Raw genomic sequence first — 19,130 nt, forward strand, 5'->3', positions numbered from 1 at the left:
ACCGCTCTGCAAAGTTCAGTTCAACCAAAGCCCTAAAGCATTTCGCAGTCAAATTGCCTCATTTGACGAGCACGATAATGCAAAACGCTCTAAGGAGAACATCAATGACCAGCGCGACAAAAGCACAACTCGCAGAAATCCTCGCAGATATGTCTCTGACCAATCTGGATAAATCTGCTGCTGTACTGAAACTTCAGGAAGATGCGCGCGATCTTCAGCGCGCTGCAACTGAAGGCGGCATGGATCCTGATGACGGACTCAATAAGGATCTGCGAGAAATAGAGCTTGCATTGGAAAAGCTCGGCGTCACCCCGGATCATACCGGCGCAGCCACATTGTAATCCTGCCCAACACCGTGCGGAAAAATCCGTGCGGTGTTTTCTCAGACCGGACTGATATCCGTGTCTTTTCTTAAAGGCGCGAGCACTTTGAGGGCTGCCGGATGAATGCGGATATCAAGCTCCTTGGGCAAAGGCAGCAACTCTCCATCGAGCGACATATATTTATGCGGTTTATGATTGAGCATCTTCAGCTGCACTGAACGGGCATGTTCCTCTGCAATCGCCAGATTACTGCGCCATTGCCCGCGCAAAATATCCCAGAACAATTTGATCATACCGCTGACAGGTAAAGGCTTTGCCAGATAAAAACCCAGATGACCGGTCTGCACATCCGGCGCCACAGGCAGTGCACTATCTCCATAGGGATTATTGGAAACGGCGATGGCTGAAAAAACGCCTCGTATCTGTTTACCGTCAATAATCGCTTCCGCTTTTATACGCGGTACATTTGTAAGCAATTGTCCCATAGCGCGAAAATTGGCCCAGATTTTACCTAAGCGTGATGCGTAGCTGTATTTTTCCCGATGTTTTACCAGCATCGGATGCAGCCCCACCGCCACCTGATGCACAAAAGCCTGCCCGTTACAGGTGCCGATATCAACGGCATGGATTTCAGCCTGAGCCAAGGCCTCAGCGGCTGCTGTAATATTTTGCGGAATATTCAGGGAGCGGGCAAACAGGTTCATTGTACCGGCCGGCAAAACACCCAAAACCCTGTTATTTTGCCAGGCGAATGCGGCAGCTGTGGAAATTGTGCCGTCACCGCCGCCAGCCAGCAGCACATCACAAGAACTGTCTTCAGCGGCTTCCTGCAAAGCTGCAACAATACCATCACCATCCGTCAAAACATATTTCAGACTATGTCCGCGGGCTTCAAAAGCCGTTGTTGCGTCAGCAATAAACGCATCCATATCAGTTGTACGTAAAGTACCGCTCTGGCTGTTTAAGACGGCAATAATCCGCAAAGAGATCTCCGCAAGCGTAAATTCACTAAAATGACCGCAGGGTCACCTGCGAGGATTCTCCGTCAGGACCGTAATCAGAGTTCCCTTTAACATCCAGCAATTCCTGCAACCGCACGCGTGCACGGCTGACACGACTTTTAATGGTGCCCACCGCACATTCACAAATCTCCGCAGCCTCTTCATAGGAGAAACCGGATGCGCCGATCAGAATAATGGCTTCGCGCTGGTCATCAGGCAGCTCATTGAGTGCCTTGCGAAAATCCTGCAAATCGAGTGATCCGTATTGTGACGGATGTACCGCAAGACGTTCGGTGTAAAATCCGTCAGAATCCTGAATTTCACGGCCGCGCTTGCGCATCTGGCTGTAAAATTCATTGCGCAGAATGGTGAACAACCATGCTTTGATATTGGTACCCATTTCAAAGCTGTCGCGCTTGCCCCACGCTTTCATAATCGTGTCCTGCACCAGATCATCAGCTTTATCCTGCTGACCTGATAAAGACACCGCAAAAGCCCGCAGACCCGGTAAGGCCGCAAGCATCAGACGCTTGAATTCGTCCCTCTCCTCCGCCATTCCTCTTAATTCCTTGAACGAGAAGCAGATTGACGTTCAGCCTGATCCAATTTCTCTAAAAGATCAAGAAAACGATCAGGTATCGTCTCATCCTGAATGCTGGAATAAAGAGCACGCAATTTAGAACCGATTTCCGTATTGGGTCCCAGTTCATCCCCTTTATTTAAACCGCCGGATCGCGGGCTGTTTTGCGCGTACTGATCGCGCGGTAATGAGGTCATGGCGTTATCTTGATCCTGAAGAGGTTTATTATTTTTCGTCATCTCAATCGAATTCCGGTTATCGCAAGCGCCCGAGTTTCATCTGGTTGTTATACGGATTTATAAAACCCAGCCCGAATGAGACGTTCTATCGGTTTCATAATGCAGGAGCGAATAATTAGTTCCCAAACTCAGGAACAATTTTTATAGTCAGCCGTTAGAACCATAAACAGGCTGTAATCCTATCGGCCCATATACATGGAGCATTCAATGTCATTGTCCACGCGCATTGCACCTCATTTGCCTTATCTGCGTCGTTTCTCACGCGCAGTGACCGGCTCACAATCTGCCGGAGATGCATATGTTGCCGCAATTCTCGAAGCACTGATTGATGACATCTCGGTCTTTCCTGACTGCTCATCTGATAAGACAGCGCTCTACCGTCTTTATTCCAGTATCTTCGACCGCACTTCCATAGAAATTCCGGATACGGATTCAGATCTTTCATGGGAAAAGCGGGCAGCCAATAATCTTGCATTGCTGACACCGCGCTCCCGTCAGGCTTTTCTGCTCGTATCCGTTGAGGGTTTTAACGAAAAAGAAGCGGCAGAAATTCTGAAAGAAGATGATGCCGGTTTCTCTGCCCTGCTATCAGAAGCTTCAGAGCAGATTTCCCGCCATGTCGCCACCCGCATCCTTATCATCGAAGATGAGCCGCTGATTGCGATGGACATTGAACAGATGGTGGAAACTCTGGGACATGAGGTTGTTGGCATTGCCCGCACGCACAAAGAGGCGCTCACGCTCTATCAGGCCGAAAAACCGTCAATGGTACTGGCAGATATCCAGCTGGCCGATGGTAGTTCAGGCATCGATGCCGTGAATGATATCCTCAAAACCGATACTATCCCCGTTATTTTCATCACCGCATTTCCGGAGCGTCTTCTCACGGGAGAGCGCTCAGAGCCGACCTTCCTTGTCACCAAACCGTTCAATCCGGATATGGTGAAAGCCCTCATCAGTCAGGCGCTGTTTTTTGAAGAAGGCTCCCTCGCGCGGACATAAATCCCCCTCACAACAATCAGAATACCAGCCGTATCTGTGAAGCCACAGGAACCAAAACGCGGCCTGAGCGTTACTTTTACAGGGAATGGCCTGAACACATACGGTCATTTTCTAAAGGCAGGAAACCATACCACCTGCCTGTAAGAGGAGGTTAACATGTTATACTATGCAGTCGTTTTTCTGATCGTAGCGATTATAGCCGGTGCGCTGGGTTTTGGTGGAATTGCCGGTGCATCTGCGGGTATTGCCCAGATTCTGTTTTATATTTTTCTGGGACTGCTGCTCTTGTCGCTTATCGCCAGCTTCATAAGGAAAGCATAAATGAAGCGTAACGACACGGATAAACACCATCTTTCCGGGACGCGTGCTACGCGTCCCGCGCGTGTCTTCTACCGAACTATGTTTGCCCCTGATATTTTCCAGAGCTGAAGCAGAGAAAGCGCGCCCATATGGCTCCGACACCATCCATTTCAGGATATAGCAGCACCGGCCAGATCCGGTTACGCTCGATGTTGCGCGCCATCAGAAACAGCAATGTCTCCGTGTTTTATCAAATGCCGGATCTCAGCTATACATGGGCGGAGAACGTACCGGAATTCTGGCATCTGCCGTGGCAGGCAGGTATCAGCGAAGACGCATTGATGCCTAAAGACATCGCCCAAAAGCTAACCGCTGCAAAAAACCAGTTGCTGACCACCGGGGATGCCCAGCGTCTGGAACTCTCGTTTCCGGACAAGAACACCCCCCGCTGGTATGAGTTTTTTATCGACAGTGACAAAGACGAAAACGGCGGAATGATTGGTGTCGTTACCACGGCCGTTGAAATCAGCGAACTGAAGCACCGTGAGCAGGTTTTGAAAATACTGCTGCGCGAGGTCAGTCACCGCTCGAAGAACCTGCTGGCGATTATTCAGAGCATTGCCATGCAGACCGCACGATATTCCGGCTCGGTTGAGCAATTCCTGCAAAAATTTCGCGGGCGCATCTATTCCCTTTCCCATTCGCAGGATCTGGTTACAGATTCAAACTGGCATGGCGCAGACTTTCGTGAGTTGCTGTGCTCACAACTGGAAAAATACATCCATCCGAAAGACCCGCGCCTGACCATTGAGGGCAAGGACGTCTATCTGTTTCCGGGTGCCGCTTTGCATGTCGGCCTTGCGTTCCACGAGTTGATTGTCAATTCCGCATCCTATGGCGCGCTTGCCTGTGAAAATGGCAGCCTGACAGTCTCGGCAGATCTAGAGCCGGACGGCGAAGGGGAAATGGATTTGATTATTCATTGGAAGGAAGCACAATCCGGCAACGGCTCCGGCTGTCCGCCGGACGATACACCTGCCCATGTCCTGAAAGATGAAGAAACATCAGATATCAAAACGAAAACGCATGAGACATCACGCTTTGGCAGCGCAGTTCTGCTGCGCATTGTTCCTCAGGCGGTCAGCGGCACAGCCTGCTACACGATCCATGATAAGAGTGTAGAGTACTTTCTGCGCATACCGCACCGGCACTTCGATTATTAAGAGCCCTGTCGCATCACAACCTCTGCCGCAACCTGCCGCAGAGCGCTTTGTTTGATGCATTTCAAATCATTAGACATAAAAATAGCGCGCCCCGGAACCTGAGCTCCGTGAGCGCGCGGACCGTGGAATAGGGGGCGTACCCGCGGTCGGTGAAAGGCCGAACTGTGAGGGGGCGGAAAGTCAGCCTTTCACAAGGTTCATAACGTGCATGTCAAAAAAAAGTTTCACACGAAATCGCATTATTTGAAAATAAATTCTGTATGCCCGTGCAGTTATTTTTTAATTTTGCGGCCGTAGAGCTCAAACCGGTGATGAATGATTTCATATCCCAGTGAGCGGGCAATTTCTTCCTGCAATTTCTCGATCATTTCCGAGTGAAACTCAATCACATCACCGGTTTCCATATCTATGAGATGATCATGGTGCTGATTGCCTGCCTGCTCAAAGCGGGATGGTCCGCCGTCAAAGGCATGACGGTGAATAGCGCCCTGCTCTTCAAGCAGTTTCATTGTCCGGTACACAGTCGATAAGGAAATACTGTTGTCGATCTCCACCGAGCGGCGGAAAATCTCCAGCGCATCGGGATGGCCGTCAGTCTGGGAAAGAATGTCGAGAATCACCCGCCTCGGCCGCGTAATCCGCACGCCCGCGTCCCGAAGCTGTTTTTCGTAATCATTTTTCATTATTAATTCCCCATAGAGCCTAACACTGTGCCCTAAACACAGCGCCAAACGCAATTGCGGGTGAAACACATATAATAAAGTCAGCACCATCATCCGGTGCCGACCTATGATGACTTCAGAGATACGTTGTCAGCACTTTTGCAAAAGTTCTGACACAGGTCAAATACAAGCCGAAATGAAGAATCTCTGCTATCTGCAATTTATAAATGAATAACGGTCAGGCAAAGCCCTGATCCGGCCAGACTATCGCTATGTCACAGTTTATCCCGTACTTATATAAGTTCGGAGATAAACCCTGAGAGAAGCTTGGATATATATCACCTGAATAACAAAAAGCTCCGCACCGGCCACAACCGGATGCGGAGCTTTTTAATAAAACCGAGACCTATTCCAGATTGCCCAGACGCATCCGTCCGACAAACCGCGACTGGCGATAATCATAAATCATGATTTCTGTGCCGCCATCCGGCAGCAATGTTTCCAGTGACACCAGATTACCGGAAAGGCTCTGGGAAAGCAGGCGGGTACCGGGAGCCAGTTCCAGCTGCGATTCAACCAGCGCCAGCGGCTCAGCAGTTTTACCTTCGGCACCTTGTCCTGGAACAGCAGGTGCCTGACCTGGACTTTGTCCGGGAATATCCGATTGAGCTGTTTCAGTTTCTGCTGTATCGGGTGCTTTGTTAATTTTATAGACAACCGCAGCAAGCACCGCCATAAGACCAATTACCATAATGGCAATTGATACAGCTAGCAGACGAACCATTTTACGACGCACACGTTCCATAGCCGGATCGAGCGGAGGCTCCTGATGTTGCTGAGCAGCATAGTGTTGCTGCTCCGGGTGCTCTTGATAATAATGGTCCTGCATTAAGGTCTCCGATTACTGATATCGCGAGGCGTGATAACGAAGGGAAGAGACGATTGAAAGAGCTAATTGCCGACGCAAATGCCGCAGGGAAGCGGCTTGATCAGTGGCTTGCTTCTCAACTCACGCCTGATCTTTCACGAAACCGCATCCAATCACTCATAAGTGCCGGCCATGTACTGGTTGACAACCGGCCTGTGAGCGAGCCTAAACACAAATTGCGCGAAGGTTCAACGATTGTACTGCACATACCGGAAGCCGAACCAGCTGAACCACAGCCGGAAGACATTCCGCTTGATCTCCTTTATGAAGATAATGACATAATTGTGGTCAACAAGCCTGCCGGACTGGTTGTACACCCGGGAAATGGCAACTGGACCGGAACCTTGGTTAACGCTTTGATACATCATTGCGGCGACAGCCTCTCCGGTATCGGCGGCGTTAAGCGTCCGGGCATTGTGCATCGTCTGGATAAAGACACGTCCGGCGTACTGGTCGTGGCCAAACATGACAAGGCGCACCAGAATCTAAGCGCGCAATTTGCCGATCACGGACGCAACGGTGCATTGGAGCGTGCCTATCAGGCTCTGGTCTGGGGTATGCCTGAGCGCCCTGCCGGTACGATTGATGCACATCTTGGCCGCTCCCACCGGGACCGGACAAAGCAGGCAGTGGTGCGTGAAGACCGTGAAGACGCCCGCCACGCGGTCACCCATTATGTGATTGAAGAGCGTTTTTGCGAAAACAATGACGCGACAGCGCTTGCTTCACTCGTTGAGTGCCGCCTTGAAACCGGCCGCACACATCAGATTCGTGTGCATATGGCGCATATTGGTCATCCGCTGATCGGCGACAATGAATATGGCGGTGCCTATAAAACCAAGGCCAACCGTCTGACCGATGAGCTGAGAAACACAGTGAAGAGCTTTCAGCGGCAGGCGCTGCATGCCCGTTTGCTCGCTTTTGAACACCCGATGACCGGCGAACTTATGGAATTCACTGCCGATATGCCGGACGATATGCAGAATCTGCTGGAAGCATTCCGCAACGGCGGCCTGAAAGCGGAATAAAGACGTCTGAGAACATTAAAAGAATGTAATAATCGGGAGGGAGAGCTGTTTCCCTCCCGATTATTTTTTAATATTTTATTTTTAATTAAATTATATTCATATTTTTCAATACGTTAAAAGAAAATATCTTTAGCATTATAATTCTGTAGTCATTTTGATAAAATTCACGTGTTTTGTCACTTTGACCGTGTTTTCGCCTAAATTCTTCCTATATACTCACATTATGCGACGAACTGTCTGAAATGGTTATCATACAGACGCGGGTTCGCCTCAATGGGAACCTGTCAAAAAAAGGAGGGTGCTTTATGGCCCGTGCAACTTTACCGGCTATCACCGCAGGTGATGGTGGTCTGACACGATATCTCGATGAAATCCGCCGCTTCCCGATGCTTCAGCCGCAGGAGGAATATATGCTCGCCAAACGCTATAGCGAGCATGCTGATCCGGAAGCCGCGCATAAGCTTGTTACCAGTCACCTGCGTCTCGTGGCGAAAATCGCTATGGGCTATCGCGGCTACGGCCTGCCGATCGGCGAAGTGATCTCCGAGGGCAATGTCGGCCTGATGCAGGCGGTGAAACGTTTTGAACCGGAACGCGGTTTCCGCCTCGCGACCTATGCGATGTGGTGGATCAAGGCTTCCATTCAGGAATATGTGCTGCGGTCGTGGAGCCTCGTTAAAATGGGCACCACCGCCAACCAGAAACGCCTGTTCTTTAACCTGCGTAAGGCCAAGAACCGTATTCAGGCACTGGATGACGGCGATCTGAACCCTGAACAGGTCAAGGAAATTGCCCATCGCCTGAGTGTATCGGAAGAAGAAGTCGTATCCATGAACCGCCGTATGAGCGGCGATGCTTCGCTCAATGCACCGATCCGTGCATCTGAAGGCGAAAGCGGCGAATGGCAGGACTGGCTGGTCGATGACAGCGCGTCTCAGGAACAGGTTCTGATCGATGCGGATGAGCTGAACAGCCGCCGCACCATGCTTGAAACAGCAATGTCCAAGCTCAATGATCGTGAACGCCGGATTTTTGAAGCCCGCCGTCTGGCTGAAGATCCGATTACACTGGAAGATCTTTCAACCGAGTTTGGCATCAGCCGCGAGCGTGTCCGTCAGATTGAAGTGCGTGCATTTGAAAAGGTACAGGAGGCTGTTATGGCCTCCGCTCAGGCTGCATAAGTCTGAAAACTATATCAGTTCAAATAAAAACCGCCTTTTGCATCACGCAACAGGCGGTTTTTTATTCCGGTAAACGCTGTTATCAGTTTGCAGCCGGTGCAGTATTTCCCCAGCTTTTCAGCACTTCATCGAATACTTTTTCGCCAGGTACGCCCTTTTCAATGCTGAGCAGAGCACGGCGACCATTACGGTAGGTAATCGGGATATCAATCCATTGCTGGCGACGCATCAGCGACAGGTTCATATCCACTGCCGTGCGGGCATCATTGAGCGCCACAAGGAAGAAGTTATCCGCGATCTTCATCGGAATAGCTGCCAGCGGATTGCCTGCTGCCTGTTCTGAATCCTTGAAGGTCACACGCTGTACATTTTCAATCACACCGCCATCGAAGTCCTCAGGCACCGTATAGATCATTTCGATCAGGTGGCTTGCAGGGATCGACTGGTCAGCATTACGGCGCAATGTCATGCGCAGGCTGATTTTTTTATCCGGAAAATTGACATCCGCGCGAATGGCCGGTTCATCCGGCACACCTTCACCCGGTGAATCCTGCACCACCGACCAGACAACATTGCCTTTCACGGCTGCAGATGTTTCACCGCCGCGCTGCTCCTCATAGAAGAACGCCCGCTGGCCGACAGGAACAGTCTGTGCCTGAGTAGCCGTATTACCGGCAGGCTGCCCGTTCGTTGCAGGTGCTGTGCCCGTAACCGGAGCGTTGGATGTACCCTCGCCCACAGTCGGCTTATCGGCAGATGCACCCTCATCCACTTCGCTGCCGTCAGGTAACAAGCGCTGGGTCAGCTTCTGCTCACCTTCCGGTTTGGTTTCTGCCGGTGGAGTTGCATTGCCGCTCTCACCGCTGGTGGCAGGTGGCGGTGCAGTTTCCGGTGCAGTTGTTCCGTCAGGACCGGTTTCCGAAGTATCATCCTCGCCTGTGTCAGTTCCCTCGCCGCTGTCCGTTGTATTACCGGTCAGGGAAGAAACATAATCTTTGATCTGATCCTGATAGGTCCATCCGGCATAACCGGCACCACTCAGCGCCAAAAGCGCAATCAGACCAACAATCAGACCTTTGGAACGGTTGCCGCGCGGCTCGTCATCATAATCATGATCCTGATAGGCAGGACGGTCATCAAAACCGGATACGCCTGTGCGCTCACTCTGCCACTCATCCTGCGTGTCTCTGTGGGCTGCACCATCCTGATCATCATCCGACAGCACTGAAGGCGCAGCAACTGTGTTCTGCTCGTCAGCAACACCGGCCTCCTGAACAGCTTTCAGAAAATCTTCCAGAGGGTCTGTAACCTGCTCCGGCTGCGCAGCCTCTTCTGCTGCGCGCTCAGCGGCGCGGTAATCTGCTTCAACCTCTTCAACGGCGGCCTCAAGCATCTGGCGCTGGCGTTGTGCCACCGGCTCAGGTGCGCTGGCTGCCGCCAGTTTTTGCTCAATCGTGGAACGGGCCTTCGCATAGACACGCTGGCGTAGCGCCTGATCAGGATTAGCCTGAGCATCAATTGTCTTTTTCAGTACCGCTGCGAAATCTGCCATACTCTTCCAAACCCGTTGCTGACGACTGAATCTGCTGTTTCAAACCTTCCGCCGGAAGGTCTGACAGCATATTCATAAAAAAATCAGATGAAACCTGATCGTTTTATTAAACATAAGTCTTAACGAATGCAAAGTTTACTGTGAAATTCAACACCTTAGATGCGGCGAAAAATCAACTATTTTAGCAAAAAAGCGCCGGATCACCGGAAAAATCCCCGCCAGCAAGATGGAACACTCCGCTGGCGCAATCAAGAGGGTATAAACAGAAAAGGCGGGATCAGAAATCCCGCCTCTCTAATCTGTCACGATGACCTGATTTTAATCCTGAAACGGATCGGTTACCAGAATAGTATCTTCACGCTCAGGGCTGGTGGAGAGCATGGAAACCGGCGTACCGATCAGCTCTTCAATATAACGAACATATTTGACAGCCTGTGCTGGCAGCTCATTCCATGAACGGGCACCGGCAGTGGTATCTTTCCAGCCTTCCAGTGTTTCATAGATCGGCTTGACGCGTGCCTGTGCATCCATAGATGCAGGCAGATAATCAATACGCTTGCCATCCAGCTCGTAAGCCACGCAAACTTTGATCTCGTCCAGACCATCCAGAACATCGAGCTTGGTCAGCGCGATACCGGTAATACCGGAAGTGCGTACAGTCTGCTTCACCAGAACCGCATCGAACCAGCCGCAGCGGCGTGAACGGCCGGTGTTAACACCAACTTCACGGCCAACGGTTGAAAGATGCTGACCGATCTCATCATCCAGCTCGCACGGGAACGGACCTTCACCAACGCGGGTGGTGTAAGCTTTGGTAATACCCAGCACATAACCGATTGCTGTAGGACCAAGACCCGAACCGGCAGCAGCCTGACCGGCAACTGTGTTGGACGAGGTTACAAACGGATAAGTACCGTGGTCGTTATCAAGCAGCGCACCCTGCGCGCCTTCAAACAGAATGCGGGCACCGGCTTTGCGCTTGTCGTCGAGAATTTTCCAGACCTGATCCACATAAGGCAGGATCTTGTCTGCAACTTCGATCAGCTCGTTGTGAATAGTATCAACGGAAATCTCGGCCAGTCCCATACCGCGACGCAGCGCATTGTGGTGGGTCAGCAGGCGTTCAATTTTCGGACGCAGGCTTTCAGGCTCTGCCAGATCAATCACGCGGATTGCACGACGGCCAACCTTGTCTTCATAAGCAGGACCGATACCGCGCTTGGTGGTGCCGATTTTCAGACCAGCGGAACCATCTTCACGAATGGCATCCAGTTCGCGGTGCAGAGACAGGATCAGCGGAGCATTTTCAGCAATACGCAGCACATCAGGTGTAATTGTAACACCCTGCGCGCGCAGCTTTTCAACTTCTGCTACAAAATGATGAGGATCGACAACAACACCGTTACCAATAACGGAAAGTTTGCCGCGTACGAGGCCTGAAGGCAGCAGTGCCAGCTTGTAGCTTACACCGTCAATAACCAGAGTATGACCGGCATTATGGCCACCCTGATAGCGCACGATCACATCAGCGCGCTCTGACAGCCAGTCAACGATCTTACCTTTACCTTCGTCGCCCCATTGCGAGCCGACGACGATCACATTAGCCATGAAGAAAACTCCTCAGTACAAAATGTACAGCTTGTTTGGAATTTGAATCGAGCCTGTGACACATGCCGAATTAGGCCCGCTCTTTTTAAAACGCGTACTTATATAAGCCCGTATTTTTTTACAGAACGTGAGCTTCTATACAGCGTCACAACAAAAAGTGCGACTCCCGATTGTCGGAAATCGCACCTCATCCTGCAAAAACTGGCTTATTTTACCAGATTGCGTATCATAAACCGCGCATCCTCGGAATAGCTCAGCAATTTTTCCTGCAAATGCGGAACATCCTGCACGGAGAATCCCTGTTTTTCCCAATAAGGCTGCGATCCGTTCACTGCCACCAGAGACAGTGAGTCGAAACCATGCGCCTCAGCCGTTTCCACGAGCAGTGCCACCAGCTTGCGTGCGGCACCCAATGCGCGTGCCTCCGGCAACAGCGCCACATCATGCATATAGAAACTGTCTGCACCTTCGGGCACCTGATGTAAAAGCGTGTTCAGCGCCGGTGCGGAAAAACGCACCCACGGATGGCTGAAACTATAGCCGAGCAGCTGTTTATCGCCCTGCAACACAAAAGCACCGGGAGCAAAAACATTAAGCCGGTCTGCAAAGATCGCCGGATCTTCCGGAAAATCCGGGTGCACCACGCAGCTCATATCATGCACTTCCGCAAGATCTGCCGGCTGCATGTGCCGCCAATCGGCTGTCAGCGGTGTTTTATTCTCAGACATAATCATTGCCTTTATTCATATGACGGACTGTCTCATAAATTTCCCGTCAGTTGATAAAGCACATCCCGAAAAGCGCAAAACGCTTTCGGGATGCATGTTGTTTCTAAGTATGAAGGCTTAATGCCTTAATCAATCCGCGGCCACGTCAAAGACCAGCGGGCGCGCCTGCACGATAGCTTCATTGGCACGCAACACCTCAAGCACGGCATCCGGAATACGCTCATCCAGATAGAGAAGCGCAATCGCATCGCCGCCCATACGCTCACGGCCAAGGGAGAAGTTCGCAATATTCACACCGTGATTACCGCAAACTGTACCCAGCCAGCCGATCATGCCCGGCGTGTCATTATTGGTCGTATAGAGCATGTGCTGACCAACTTCCGCATCCAGATTAATACCCTTGATCTGGATAAAGCGCGGTTTGCCATCAGAGAAGCAGGTTCCGGCAATCGAGCGCGTGCGGGTTGTCGTGCGCACAGTGATCTTGATGTAGCCGTCGAAAACGCCGGATTTATCGCGCTTCACCTCTGATACGATAATACCGCGTTCTTTCACCATCACCGGTGCAGAAACCATATTTACGTCCGATACCTGCGGGCGGATCAGACCGGCAAGAGCGGCACTCATCAAAGCGCGGGTATTCATGGCAGCGGTGGAACCGTCAAACAGGATTTCCACTTCCTGAATAGGCTCGTCTGTCACCTGACCGATAAAAGCACCCAGAACTTCTGCCAGTTTTACAAACGGCTTGAGGCGCGGTGCTTCTTCCGCGGTGATCGACGGCATGTTGATCGCATTGGTCACAGCACCCTTGATCAGATAGTCGGCCATCTGCTCGGCAACCTGCAGCGCAACATTTTCCTGCGCTTCCGAAGTCGAAGCGCCAAGATGCGGTGTGCAAACCACATTCGGCAGATCAAACAATTCGGATTCCGTTGCCGGCTCCACTTCAAAAACGTCAATACCGGCACCGGCAACCTTGCCGGATTTCAGTGCTGCAACCAGATCAGCTTCAACAATCAGACCACCACGGGCGCAATTGATGATGCGCACGCCGTCTTTCATCTTTGCAATGTTTTCAGCATTGATGATGTTGCGGGTCTTATCGGTCATCGGCGTATGCAGACTGATGAAATCGGCACGGGCGAGCAAATCGTCCAGCTCAACCTTCTCAACGCCCAGCTCTTCCGCACGACCCTCCGAGAGGAACGGATCAAAAGCCACAACATGCATTTTGAGGCCGATCGCACGGATCGCAACAATCGAACCAATATTACCGCAGCCGATAATACCCAGCGTCTTGCCAGTGATTTCCACGCCCATGAAGCGGTTCTTTTCCCACTTACCGGCGCGGGTTGACTGGTCGGCTTCCGGCAGCTGGCGTGCAACGGCAAACATCAGCGCAACTGCATGTTCCGCAGTGGTGATCGAATTGCCAAAAGGCGTATTCATCACGATGATACCGCGGCGCGATGCAGCCGGAATGTCAACATTGTCCACGCCGATACCGGCACGACCGATAACTTTAAGATTGGTCGCCGCAGCAATCAGCTTTTCAGTGGCTTTGGTCGCCGAGCGGATGGCCAGACCATCATACTGGCCGATAACTTCGAGCAGCTTGTCTTTGTCTTTGCCGAGATCCGGCAGGTAATCCACTTCAACGCCGCGATCTTTGAAGATCTGCACTGCGGTTGGCGACAATTTATCCGAAACGAGAACGCGAGGTGCCATAACGGCCTCCGTAATTGTGTGATAGAAGAAAAATAAGAGTGGTGTGCCGCAACCGTCCCAACACAGTTGCAGCGGGTACTCAGCATGATCCCGAAAAGTGGAAACCGGTTTTCGGATAAGATCATGCGCAATCAAAAGATTAGAGCGGGATAACTATTCAGCTAAAGACATCACGCTCTAACAATTTTCGTAGCCTTGCGGCCGTATGGATAGTTTTAGGAAAGCTGCGCTTTTTGCGTCTGGAATGCCCAGTCAAGCCAAGGCAGCAATGCCTGCAAGTCTGATGCTTCAACCGTTGCTCCGGCCCAGATCCGCAGGCCTGATGGTGCATCGCGATAAGCGCCGATATCAAAGGCAACGCCTTCTTTTTCCAGAAGTGTCACAATGCCTTTAGCAAAAGCAGCCTGATCATCGGCAGACAATGCAGCAATCTGAGCATCTGTAATTGTCAGACATACAGACGTATTAGAGCGGGTGGCCGGATTTTTAGCCAGATTGGCAATCCAGTCACGGCTTTCAACAAAGTCGTTCAACACGGCAAAGTTCTTATCCGCACGCGCCATCAGACCCTGAAGACCACCGATCGACTGCGCCCATTGCAGCGCATCCAGATAATCTTCAACGCAGAGCATTGAAGGTGTGTTGATGGTTTCGCCGGTGAAGATCCCTTCAATCAGCTTGCCGCCTTTGGTCATGCGGAAGATTTTTGGCAACGGCCATTGAGGCTTATAGCTCTCAAGACGCTCAACTGCACGAGGGCTCAGGATCAGCATACCATGTGCGCCCTCACCGCCGAGTACTTTCTGCCATGAGAAAGTTACGACATCGAGTTTGCTGTAATCCATATCCTGCGCAAAAGCCGAAGAAGTGGCATCGCAGATGGTCAGACCTTTACGATCCGCCGGAATGAAATCCGCATTCGGCACACGAACGCCGGAAGTCGTACCGTTCCATGTGAAAACCACATCGCGGTCGAAATCCACTTTGGCAAAATCTACGATTTCACCATAAGGTGCATCAAATGTGCGGACATCTTTAAGCTGAAGCTGTTTTACAACATCGGTGACCCAACCGGCACCGAAGCTTTCCCACGCGACCATATCAATGCCGCGCTCGCCAAGCAGCGACCACAAAGCCATTTCAACGGCACCGGTATCCGATGCCGGCACAATGCCGATGCGGTAATCTGCTGGAATTTGAAGTATTTCACGGGTCAGGTCAATCGCTGCTTTGAGCTTTGTCTTGCCGATTTTAGCGCGGTGCGACCGGCCAAGCGGTGCATCTGCCAGCGCCTCCAATGTCCAACCCGGACGTTTGGTGCAAGGACCTGAAGAAAATTGTGCATTAAGCGGACGGATGTCCGGCTTTGGAAAAGTCGTCATTTTGTATCTACCCTTTCAGATAGCACGCTTCCCGTTGGGGAGAAGTGGCCCACTGACCGAGATATAGAAAATCAGGGCTTTGCGCAAGTGATCTTTAAATGGAAGCGTTCGATTTTTAACGCGCTGCGACAATGGTGCTCAACTTGACATATAGTTAGGCGCCATATTATATTGTGATGTATGGATATATTAGACACAAAACATCATACCCTTATTGCACAGGCAGAACGCAACAATGCGCAGCCTGAAAATCTGCGTCTGTGCTTTGAATTGCTCAGCACCGCCAGAATGATCGACCTGAGCTGCGCTCAGCGACTGGCACCCTACCAGCTCTCCGAGAGCCGTTTTGTGATTCTGTTTTTGCTGCACCATGAGAGCGCTGGGCTTGCTCCTCACTTGCTCGCAGAGCGCGCTGGCATTACCCGCGCTACGCTCACCGGCCTGCTCGACGGGCTGGAGCGCGATGGTTTTCTCAACCGAAATCACGGACAGGCAGATCGCCGTTCAATCCTGATAACCCTCACGGAAAAGGGTGCACAGACTGCCGCATCCCTGTCAAAAGACCATACGCAATGGATCAGCTCCCTGATGACTCCTCTGGACGCACAGGAAAAACAAATATTGAGCGCATTACTGGCAAAAATCCGGACAGCAGCACAGGAGCCATCAGACCATGACCAAAGCCCCCGTTAAATCTGTGCGCCGCATGAGCGACATCACGCCGGAGCGACTAGCCGATCTCAATAGCGGTATAGCTGAAACAACGGTTTTGACAGAATGTCTCGCAATTGATTTTGCACAGCTGATGAAGACTGCGTTTCCTGATACCCCTGCGCAAATGCATCAGGAAATGGCTGCTCCGGCAACCGGATTCACCGCACGTATGGCACTGGCGGCACAACTGCTGCATGACCACGGCAAAACCAATCTGAGCGACCTGAATACCCATAGCTCCGACACTATACGCGGATGGGCCTGCTATTTCATCGCTCAGCAACAGCATTTTTCGCTCCATGAGAAGCTGGAACAAATTCGTCCCCTTGCAGATGATCATCATTTTGGGGTGCGGGAATGGGCATGGCTGGCACTGCGCAATGATCTGATTGCTGAGCCGGAGCTGAGCTTTACCCTGTTGCAGCCGTGGACAAACGATCCGTCCTATAAAATCCGGCGCTATGCCTGTGAGGCTGTCCGCCCGCGCGGCGTATGGTGTGCCCATTTTAATCTGCTGAAAACACAACCAGAACTGGCTCTGACGATACTTGAAGCACTGCGCAGCGATCCGGAAATTTATGTCCAGGATTCTGTTGCCAACTGGCTCAATGACGCCTCCAAAACCACACCGGACTGGGTGCAAAGCCTATGCAACCGCTGGCAGCAGGAAAGTTCGTCGCCAGCCACTACCCGCATTTGCAAACGGGCGTTGCGCACCATCAACAAATAATCCCCCTCAAGAATGAGACTGATATGACCCATTATCTCGCGGAGCTTTACAGCCCGAAACCTGCATGGCTTGCTTTGGCTATGGAAGAAAGACAGGCGTTTTTCGCCACAATCGGTGCAGGCATGGGCAGCCTGTCAGAATTCGGTATTGAACCTCTGGCTTTTGGCCAGACAGATCCGTCTCAGTTGCATCCGGCACAACAACAGTTTTTCGCAATCTGGAAATTCACGGATAAAGCGGCCGTCACAGCCCTGCTTGAGGCAATTGCTGCCACCGGCTGGCATGATTATTTTGAGACCATCAATGCCGCAGGCGAAGCCTCAGACATGAGCACACATCTGGCGCAACTGGCTGCCTGCTAAAAACAAAAATGCCGCGTTTTCATAAACGCGGCATTTTAATTATGGCAGGAATTTCAGCCAGATCACCAGGTTGTCATGCGCAAACCTGCGCGAATCTGATGCGATTCCAGACCTTTATCCGCAATCGTCAGTGACCCCAGATTTCCGACATCTCCGGATGATATACGTGCATAGCGGTAACCAAGATCAAATTTGATATTCTCGGTCACATCAATCGCCGCACCGGCCATCAGCGCCCATTGCAGACGGGTTGTGTCGCGACCATCAACCAAATTGCTGCCTGTTAGCGAATCTTTGTAACCGATTTTGTAATCGACATTGGCCATACCAAGACCGGCACCGATATAAGGCGTTACGCCGGAAAAATTACCGATATCGTAATAGGCATTCGCCATAGCTTCCCAGATACCGGCATCAACCGGTTCACCGCTCAACTTCATCTTACGATAGCCAACCGTTACATCGCCGCGAATATTATCGGTAAACTGATAACCGACACCACCACTATATGCAGCTGTGGCTTTGGTGTCGCCGCGCCCTTCGCCCATCCAGTCATAGCCCTTCAGGCGAGACTTAACATTATCAGACGGCACATAGGCGATATCACCGCGCAAATACCAACCGGAACCGATTTCCACCGGACGGATGACATCCTGCTCCGCAGGCGAAGCGTAGAGAATCTGATCAAGATCGGCAGCCTCGACCAAACCGGTTGCAGCAATTAAAGCCGAAACTGCAATCATCGCGCTAGGCAATGACGGGAATGAAGATTTTTTCATCATCTGCATCCTGTAAAATCGCATCCTGCCCAATCATGACAGCAATGCATTGATTAAAAATCAGCATAAAACCCTGCACATTCCAAACCGGTCCGGTTCAGAGCACGTCACTCAGGGTCTTCATATCCGTGAAAATGTGCTGCGCCTGATATCGCGCAGCACAAGCTGTTTTATTTATAAACCGGTGTTGTCATATCGTTATAGGCAACAGGGCTGGAATAGCCGCCGAACTGATAACGCAGACCGACGCGCACATCATGGATGTCGAAGCTCTTATCAAAGCCACGGCCGATATCCTTGGTCGCACCGAACATTTCGCCGCCCTGAATGCGACGGAAGCGATAACCGGCATCCAGCTTCAGGCTCTGTGTCAGGTCGTAGGAAAGACCGGCCATCAAAGCCCATGTGAAGCGCCAGCTCGCCGAACCGTAATGAACGGTTGAACCTGACTGATCAAAACCCGGATCAATCGTATTGGTCAGATCGCCCCACTTGATGCGCGTTCCACCGATACCGGCACCGACATACGGTGTGAAACCGTTGAAGTTACCAAGGTCGATATAGGCATTGGCCAGAATTGACAGTGCAGACATTTTCGCTGTGTCGTTAGACACGCAATCAACATAAGCATTGTTTGCTGTACATGTGCCGCTGGTTGACCCGCTGAATTTTGCACGGGTCAGATAATCAACCGTCAGATCTGTACGGAAATAATCAGTCACCTGATAACCCACACCACCGCCAAGCAGGAATGAACCTTTCAGTTTGCCGTCCAGTGAATTTTCACCAAAAGTCGGGCTGCCACCGCCGCACTGGCCACAATTATTATCAATCGTGGTATAATTCGCGCCTTTGAACTTCGCACCTGCATAACCGATATCACCACGCAGATACCATCCGCCGATAGGTGAAGGAGGTACAATCACCTCAGGAATAACAGGCTCCGGAATATCAACGATATCCGCAGCGAAGACCGAAGAAACAGAGGCTGTGACTGTAAGCCCTGCAACACCGGCGATAAGCAAATTCTTTAATTTAGTCATAGCGTGTCCTATCGCATTTCCACGGTCAGTTACA

The 19,130-nt window shown here is 51.4% G+C and carries 21 protein-coding genes; 9 read left to right on the forward strand and 12 right to left on the reverse strand.

Annotation, left to right across the window (positions count from 1 at the left end; genetic code table 11):
- Positions 1-104: 104 nt before the first annotated feature.
- Positions 105-341 (forward strand): hypothetical protein, encoded by a 237-nt coding sequence (locus tag P8H26_RS09660; protein ID WP_289632752.1) that lies wholly within the window; start codon positions 105-107, stop codon positions 339-341.
- Positions 342-382: 41 nt separating this feature from the next.
- Here P8H26_RS09660 and P8H26_RS09665 read toward each other — a convergent pair whose 3' ends face one another.
- Genes P8H26_RS09665 through P8H26_RS09675 form a run of 3 tightly spaced genes read right to left on the reverse strand, consistent with a single transcriptional unit; the run spans position 383 to position 2,143 of the window.
- Positions 383-1,306: a diacylglycerol kinase family protein gene (locus tag P8H26_RS09665; RefSeq protein ID WP_289632753.1), complete on the reverse strand. Its 924-nt coding sequence runs from the start codon at positions 1,304-1,306 to the stop codon at positions 383-385.
- Between the two features lie 25 nt (positions 1,307-1,331).
- Complete coding sequence (locus P8H26_RS09670) at positions 1,332-1,880, reverse strand: RNA polymerase sigma factor (protein ID WP_289632754.1); 549 nt, start codon at positions 1,878-1,880, stop codon at positions 1,332-1,334.
- Between the two features lie 5 nt (positions 1,881-1,885).
- Positions 1,886-2,143, reverse strand: coding sequence for a NepR family anti-sigma factor (locus P8H26_RS09675; protein WP_374708269.1), 258 nt, complete (start codon positions 2,141-2,143; stop codon positions 1,886-1,888).
- Between the two features lie 207 nt (positions 2,144-2,350).
- On the opposite strand from P8H26_RS09675, the gene P8H26_RS09680 reads away from it, so the two are divergent.
- The 3 genes from P8H26_RS09680 to P8H26_RS09690 all read left to right on the forward strand — a co-directional run bounded on the left by P8H26_RS09680 (position 2,351) and on the right by P8H26_RS09690 (position 4,668).
- Positions 2,351-3,145 (forward strand): response regulator, encoded by a 795-nt coding sequence (locus P8H26_RS09680; RefSeq protein WP_289632755.1) that lies wholly within the window; start codon positions 2,351-2,353, stop codon positions 3,143-3,145.
- 156 nt (positions 3,146-3,301) lie between these two features.
- Positions 3,302-3,466 (forward strand): DUF1328 domain-containing protein, encoded by a 165-nt coding sequence (locus tag P8H26_RS09685; protein WP_237122652.1) that lies wholly within the window; start codon positions 3,302-3,304, stop codon positions 3,464-3,466.
- A 128-nt stretch (positions 3,467-3,594) separates the two neighbouring features.
- Complete coding sequence (locus tag P8H26_RS09690) at positions 3,595-4,668, forward strand: sensor histidine kinase (protein ID WP_289632756.1); 1,074 nt, start codon at positions 3,595-3,597, stop codon at positions 4,666-4,668.
- 272 nt (positions 4,669-4,940) lie between these two features.
- Here the strand turns inward: P8H26_RS09690 and P8H26_RS09695 are convergent, their stop codons facing one another.
- Both P8H26_RS09695 and P8H26_RS09700 read right to left on the reverse strand, forming a co-directional pair.
- Entirely contained in the window at positions 4,941-5,351 is a 411-nt protein-coding gene (locus P8H26_RS09695) for a Fur family transcriptional regulator (protein WP_289632758.1), read from the reverse strand.
- A gap of 385 nt (positions 5,352-5,736) precedes the next feature.
- Entirely contained in the window at positions 5,737-6,219 is a 483-nt protein-coding gene (locus P8H26_RS09700) for a hypothetical protein (protein ID WP_289632759.1), read from the reverse strand.
- 53 nt (positions 6,220-6,272) lie between these two features.
- On the opposite strand from P8H26_RS09700, the gene P8H26_RS09705 reads away from it, so the two are divergent.
- A complete protein-coding gene (locus P8H26_RS09705; protein WP_289632760.1) occupies positions 6,273-7,286 on the forward strand; it encodes an RluA family pseudouridine synthase in 1,014 nt (337 codons plus the stop codon).
- 305 nt (positions 7,287-7,591) lie between these two features.
- Entirely contained in the window at positions 7,592-8,467 is an 876-nt protein-coding gene (rpoH, locus tag P8H26_RS09710) for an RNA polymerase sigma factor RpoH (protein WP_289632761.1), read from the forward strand.
- Positions 8,468-8,549: 82 nt separating this feature from the next.
- Here rpoH and P8H26_RS09715 read toward each other — a convergent pair whose 3' ends face one another.
- The 5 genes from P8H26_RS09715 to P8H26_RS09735 all read right to left on the reverse strand — a co-directional run bounded on the left by P8H26_RS09715 (position 8,550) and on the right by P8H26_RS09735 (position 15,468).
- Positions 8,550-10,019, reverse strand: a complete 1,470-nt coding sequence (locus P8H26_RS09715; RefSeq protein ID WP_289632762.1) for a transcriptional regulator — start codon at positions 10,017-10,019, stop codon at positions 8,550-8,552.
- A gap of 318 nt (positions 10,020-10,337) precedes the next feature.
- Positions 10,338-11,627 (reverse strand): adenylosuccinate synthase, encoded by a 1,290-nt coding sequence (locus tag P8H26_RS09720; RefSeq protein ID WP_289632763.1) that lies wholly within the window; start codon positions 11,625-11,627, stop codon positions 10,338-10,340.
- Positions 11,628-11,833: 206 nt separating this feature from the next.
- Positions 11,834-12,355, reverse strand: coding sequence for a GNAT family N-acetyltransferase (locus P8H26_RS09725; RefSeq protein WP_289632764.1), 522 nt, complete (start codon positions 12,353-12,355; stop codon positions 11,834-11,836).
- Positions 12,356-12,484: 129 nt separating this feature from the next.
- Positions 12,485-14,086, reverse strand: a complete 1,602-nt coding sequence (serA, locus tag P8H26_RS09730) for a phosphoglycerate dehydrogenase (RefSeq protein WP_289632765.1) — start codon at positions 14,084-14,086, stop codon at positions 12,485-12,487.
- A 215-nt stretch (positions 14,087-14,301) separates the two neighbouring features.
- Complete coding sequence (locus tag P8H26_RS09735) at positions 14,302-15,468, reverse strand: phosphoserine transaminase (protein WP_289632766.1); 1,167 nt, start codon at positions 15,466-15,468, stop codon at positions 14,302-14,304.
- A gap of 180 nt (positions 15,469-15,648) precedes the next feature.
- Here P8H26_RS09735 and P8H26_RS09740 point away from each other — a divergent pair, with 180 nt between their 5' ends.
- The 3 genes from P8H26_RS09740 to P8H26_RS09750 are packed head-to-tail and all read left to right on the forward strand — an operon-like array spanning position 15,649 to position 17,274.
- Complete coding sequence (locus P8H26_RS09740; RefSeq protein ID WP_289632767.1) at positions 15,649-16,161, forward strand: MarR family winged helix-turn-helix transcriptional regulator; 513 nt, start codon at positions 15,649-15,651, stop codon at positions 16,159-16,161.
- Positions 16,142-16,912, forward strand: a complete 771-nt coding sequence (locus P8H26_RS09745; protein WP_289632768.1) for a DNA alkylation repair protein — start codon at positions 16,142-16,144, stop codon at positions 16,910-16,912. Before P8H26_RS09740 ends, P8H26_RS09745 begins: the two co-directional genes overlap by 20 nt.
- Before the next feature lie 23 nt (positions 16,913-16,935).
- Positions 16,936-17,274, forward strand: coding sequence for a DUF6616 family protein (locus P8H26_RS09750; protein WP_289632769.1), 339 nt, complete (start codon positions 16,936-16,938; stop codon positions 17,272-17,274).
- 62 nt (positions 17,275-17,336) lie between these two features.
- Here the strand turns inward: P8H26_RS09750 and P8H26_RS09755 are convergent, their stop codons facing one another.
- Both P8H26_RS09755 and P8H26_RS09760 read right to left on the reverse strand, forming a co-directional pair.
- Positions 17,337-18,056, reverse strand: coding sequence for an outer membrane protein (locus P8H26_RS09755; RefSeq protein ID WP_289632770.1), 720 nt, complete (start codon positions 18,054-18,056; stop codon positions 17,337-17,339).
- A gap of 167 nt (positions 18,057-18,223) precedes the next feature.
- Complete coding sequence (locus tag P8H26_RS09760; RefSeq protein ID WP_289632771.1) at positions 18,224-19,096, reverse strand: outer membrane protein; 873 nt, start codon at positions 19,094-19,096, stop codon at positions 18,224-18,226.
- Positions 19,097-19,130: the final 34 nt, after the last annotated feature.

Origin of the sequence: Pseudochrobactrum sp. sp1633, assembly GCF_030376605.1 — a bacterium.
In the GTDB taxonomy this organism is placed as follows: domain Bacteria; phylum Pseudomonadota; class Alphaproteobacteria; order Rhizobiales; family Rhizobiaceae; genus Pseudochrobactrum.

What these genes read in the sequence shown, in the direction of transcription:
- P8H26_RS09700 (WP_289632759.1), bottom strand. Translation starts at nt 6,219, where the DNA reads ATGCAGGACCATTATTATCAAGAGCACCCGGAGCAGCAACACTATGCT.
- P8H26_RS09685 (WP_237122652.1), top strand. Translation starts at nt 3,302, where the DNA reads ATGTTATACTATGCAGTCGTTTTTCTGATCGTAGCGATTATAGCCGGT.
- P8H26_RS09690 (WP_289632756.1), top strand. Translation starts at nt 3,595, where the DNA reads ATGGCTCCGACACCATCCATTTCAGGATATAGCAGCACCGGCCAGATC.
- P8H26_RS09675 (WP_374708269.1), bottom strand. Translation starts at nt 2,143, where the DNA reads ATGACGAAAAATAATAAACCTCTTCAGGATCAAGATAACGCCATGACC.
- P8H26_RS09760 (WP_289632771.1), bottom strand. Translation starts at nt 19,096, where the DNA reads ATGACTAAATTAAAGAATTTGCTTATCGCCGGTGTTGCAGGGCTTACA.
- serA (WP_289632765.1), bottom strand. Translation starts at nt 14,086, where the DNA reads ATGGCACCTCGCGTTCTCGTTTCGGATAAATTGTCGCCAACCGCAGTG.
- P8H26_RS09725 (WP_289632764.1), bottom strand. Translation starts at nt 12,355, where the DNA reads ATGTCTGAGAATAAAACACCGCTGACAGCCGATTGGCGGCACATGCAG.
- P8H26_RS09755 (WP_289632770.1), bottom strand. Translation starts at nt 18,056, where the DNA reads ATGATGAAAAAATCTTCATTCCCGTCATTGCCTAGCGCGATGATTGCA.
- P8H26_RS09715 (WP_289632762.1), bottom strand. Translation starts at nt 10,019, where the DNA reads ATGGCAGATTTCGCAGCGGTACTGAAAAAGACAATTGATGCTCAGGCT.
- P8H26_RS09695 (WP_289632758.1), bottom strand. Translation starts at nt 5,351, where the DNA reads ATGAAAAATGATTACGAAAAACAGCTTCGGGACGCGGGCGTGCGGATT.
- P8H26_RS09745 (WP_289632768.1), top strand. Translation starts at nt 16,142, where the DNA reads ATGACCAAAGCCCCCGTTAAATCTGTGCGCCGCATGAGCGACATCACG.
- P8H26_RS09670 (WP_289632754.1), bottom strand. Translation starts at nt 1,880, where the DNA reads ATGGCGGAGGAGAGGGACGAATTCAAGCGTCTGATGCTTGCGGCCTTA.
- P8H26_RS09735 (WP_289632766.1), bottom strand. Translation starts at nt 15,468, where the DNA reads ATGACGACTTTTCCAAAGCCGGACATCCGTCCGCTTAATGCACAATTT.
- P8H26_RS09660 (WP_289632752.1), top strand. Translation starts at nt 105, where the DNA reads ATGACCAGCGCGACAAAAGCACAACTCGCAGAAATCCTCGCAGATATG.
- P8H26_RS09680 (WP_289632755.1), top strand. Translation starts at nt 2,351, where the DNA reads ATGTCATTGTCCACGCGCATTGCACCTCATTTGCCTTATCTGCGTCGT.
- P8H26_RS09720 (WP_289632763.1), bottom strand. Translation starts at nt 11,627, where the DNA reads ATGGCTAATGTGATCGTCGTCGGCTCGCAATGGGGCGACGAAGGTAAA.
- P8H26_RS09740 (WP_289632767.1), top strand. Translation starts at nt 15,649, where the DNA reads ATGGATATATTAGACACAAAACATCATACCCTTATTGCACAGGCAGAA.
- P8H26_RS09750 (WP_289632769.1), top strand. Translation starts at nt 16,936, where the DNA reads ATGACCCATTATCTCGCGGAGCTTTACAGCCCGAAACCTGCATGGCTT.
- rpoH (WP_289632761.1), top strand. Translation starts at nt 7,592, where the DNA reads ATGGCCCGTGCAACTTTACCGGCTATCACCGCAGGTGATGGTGGTCTG.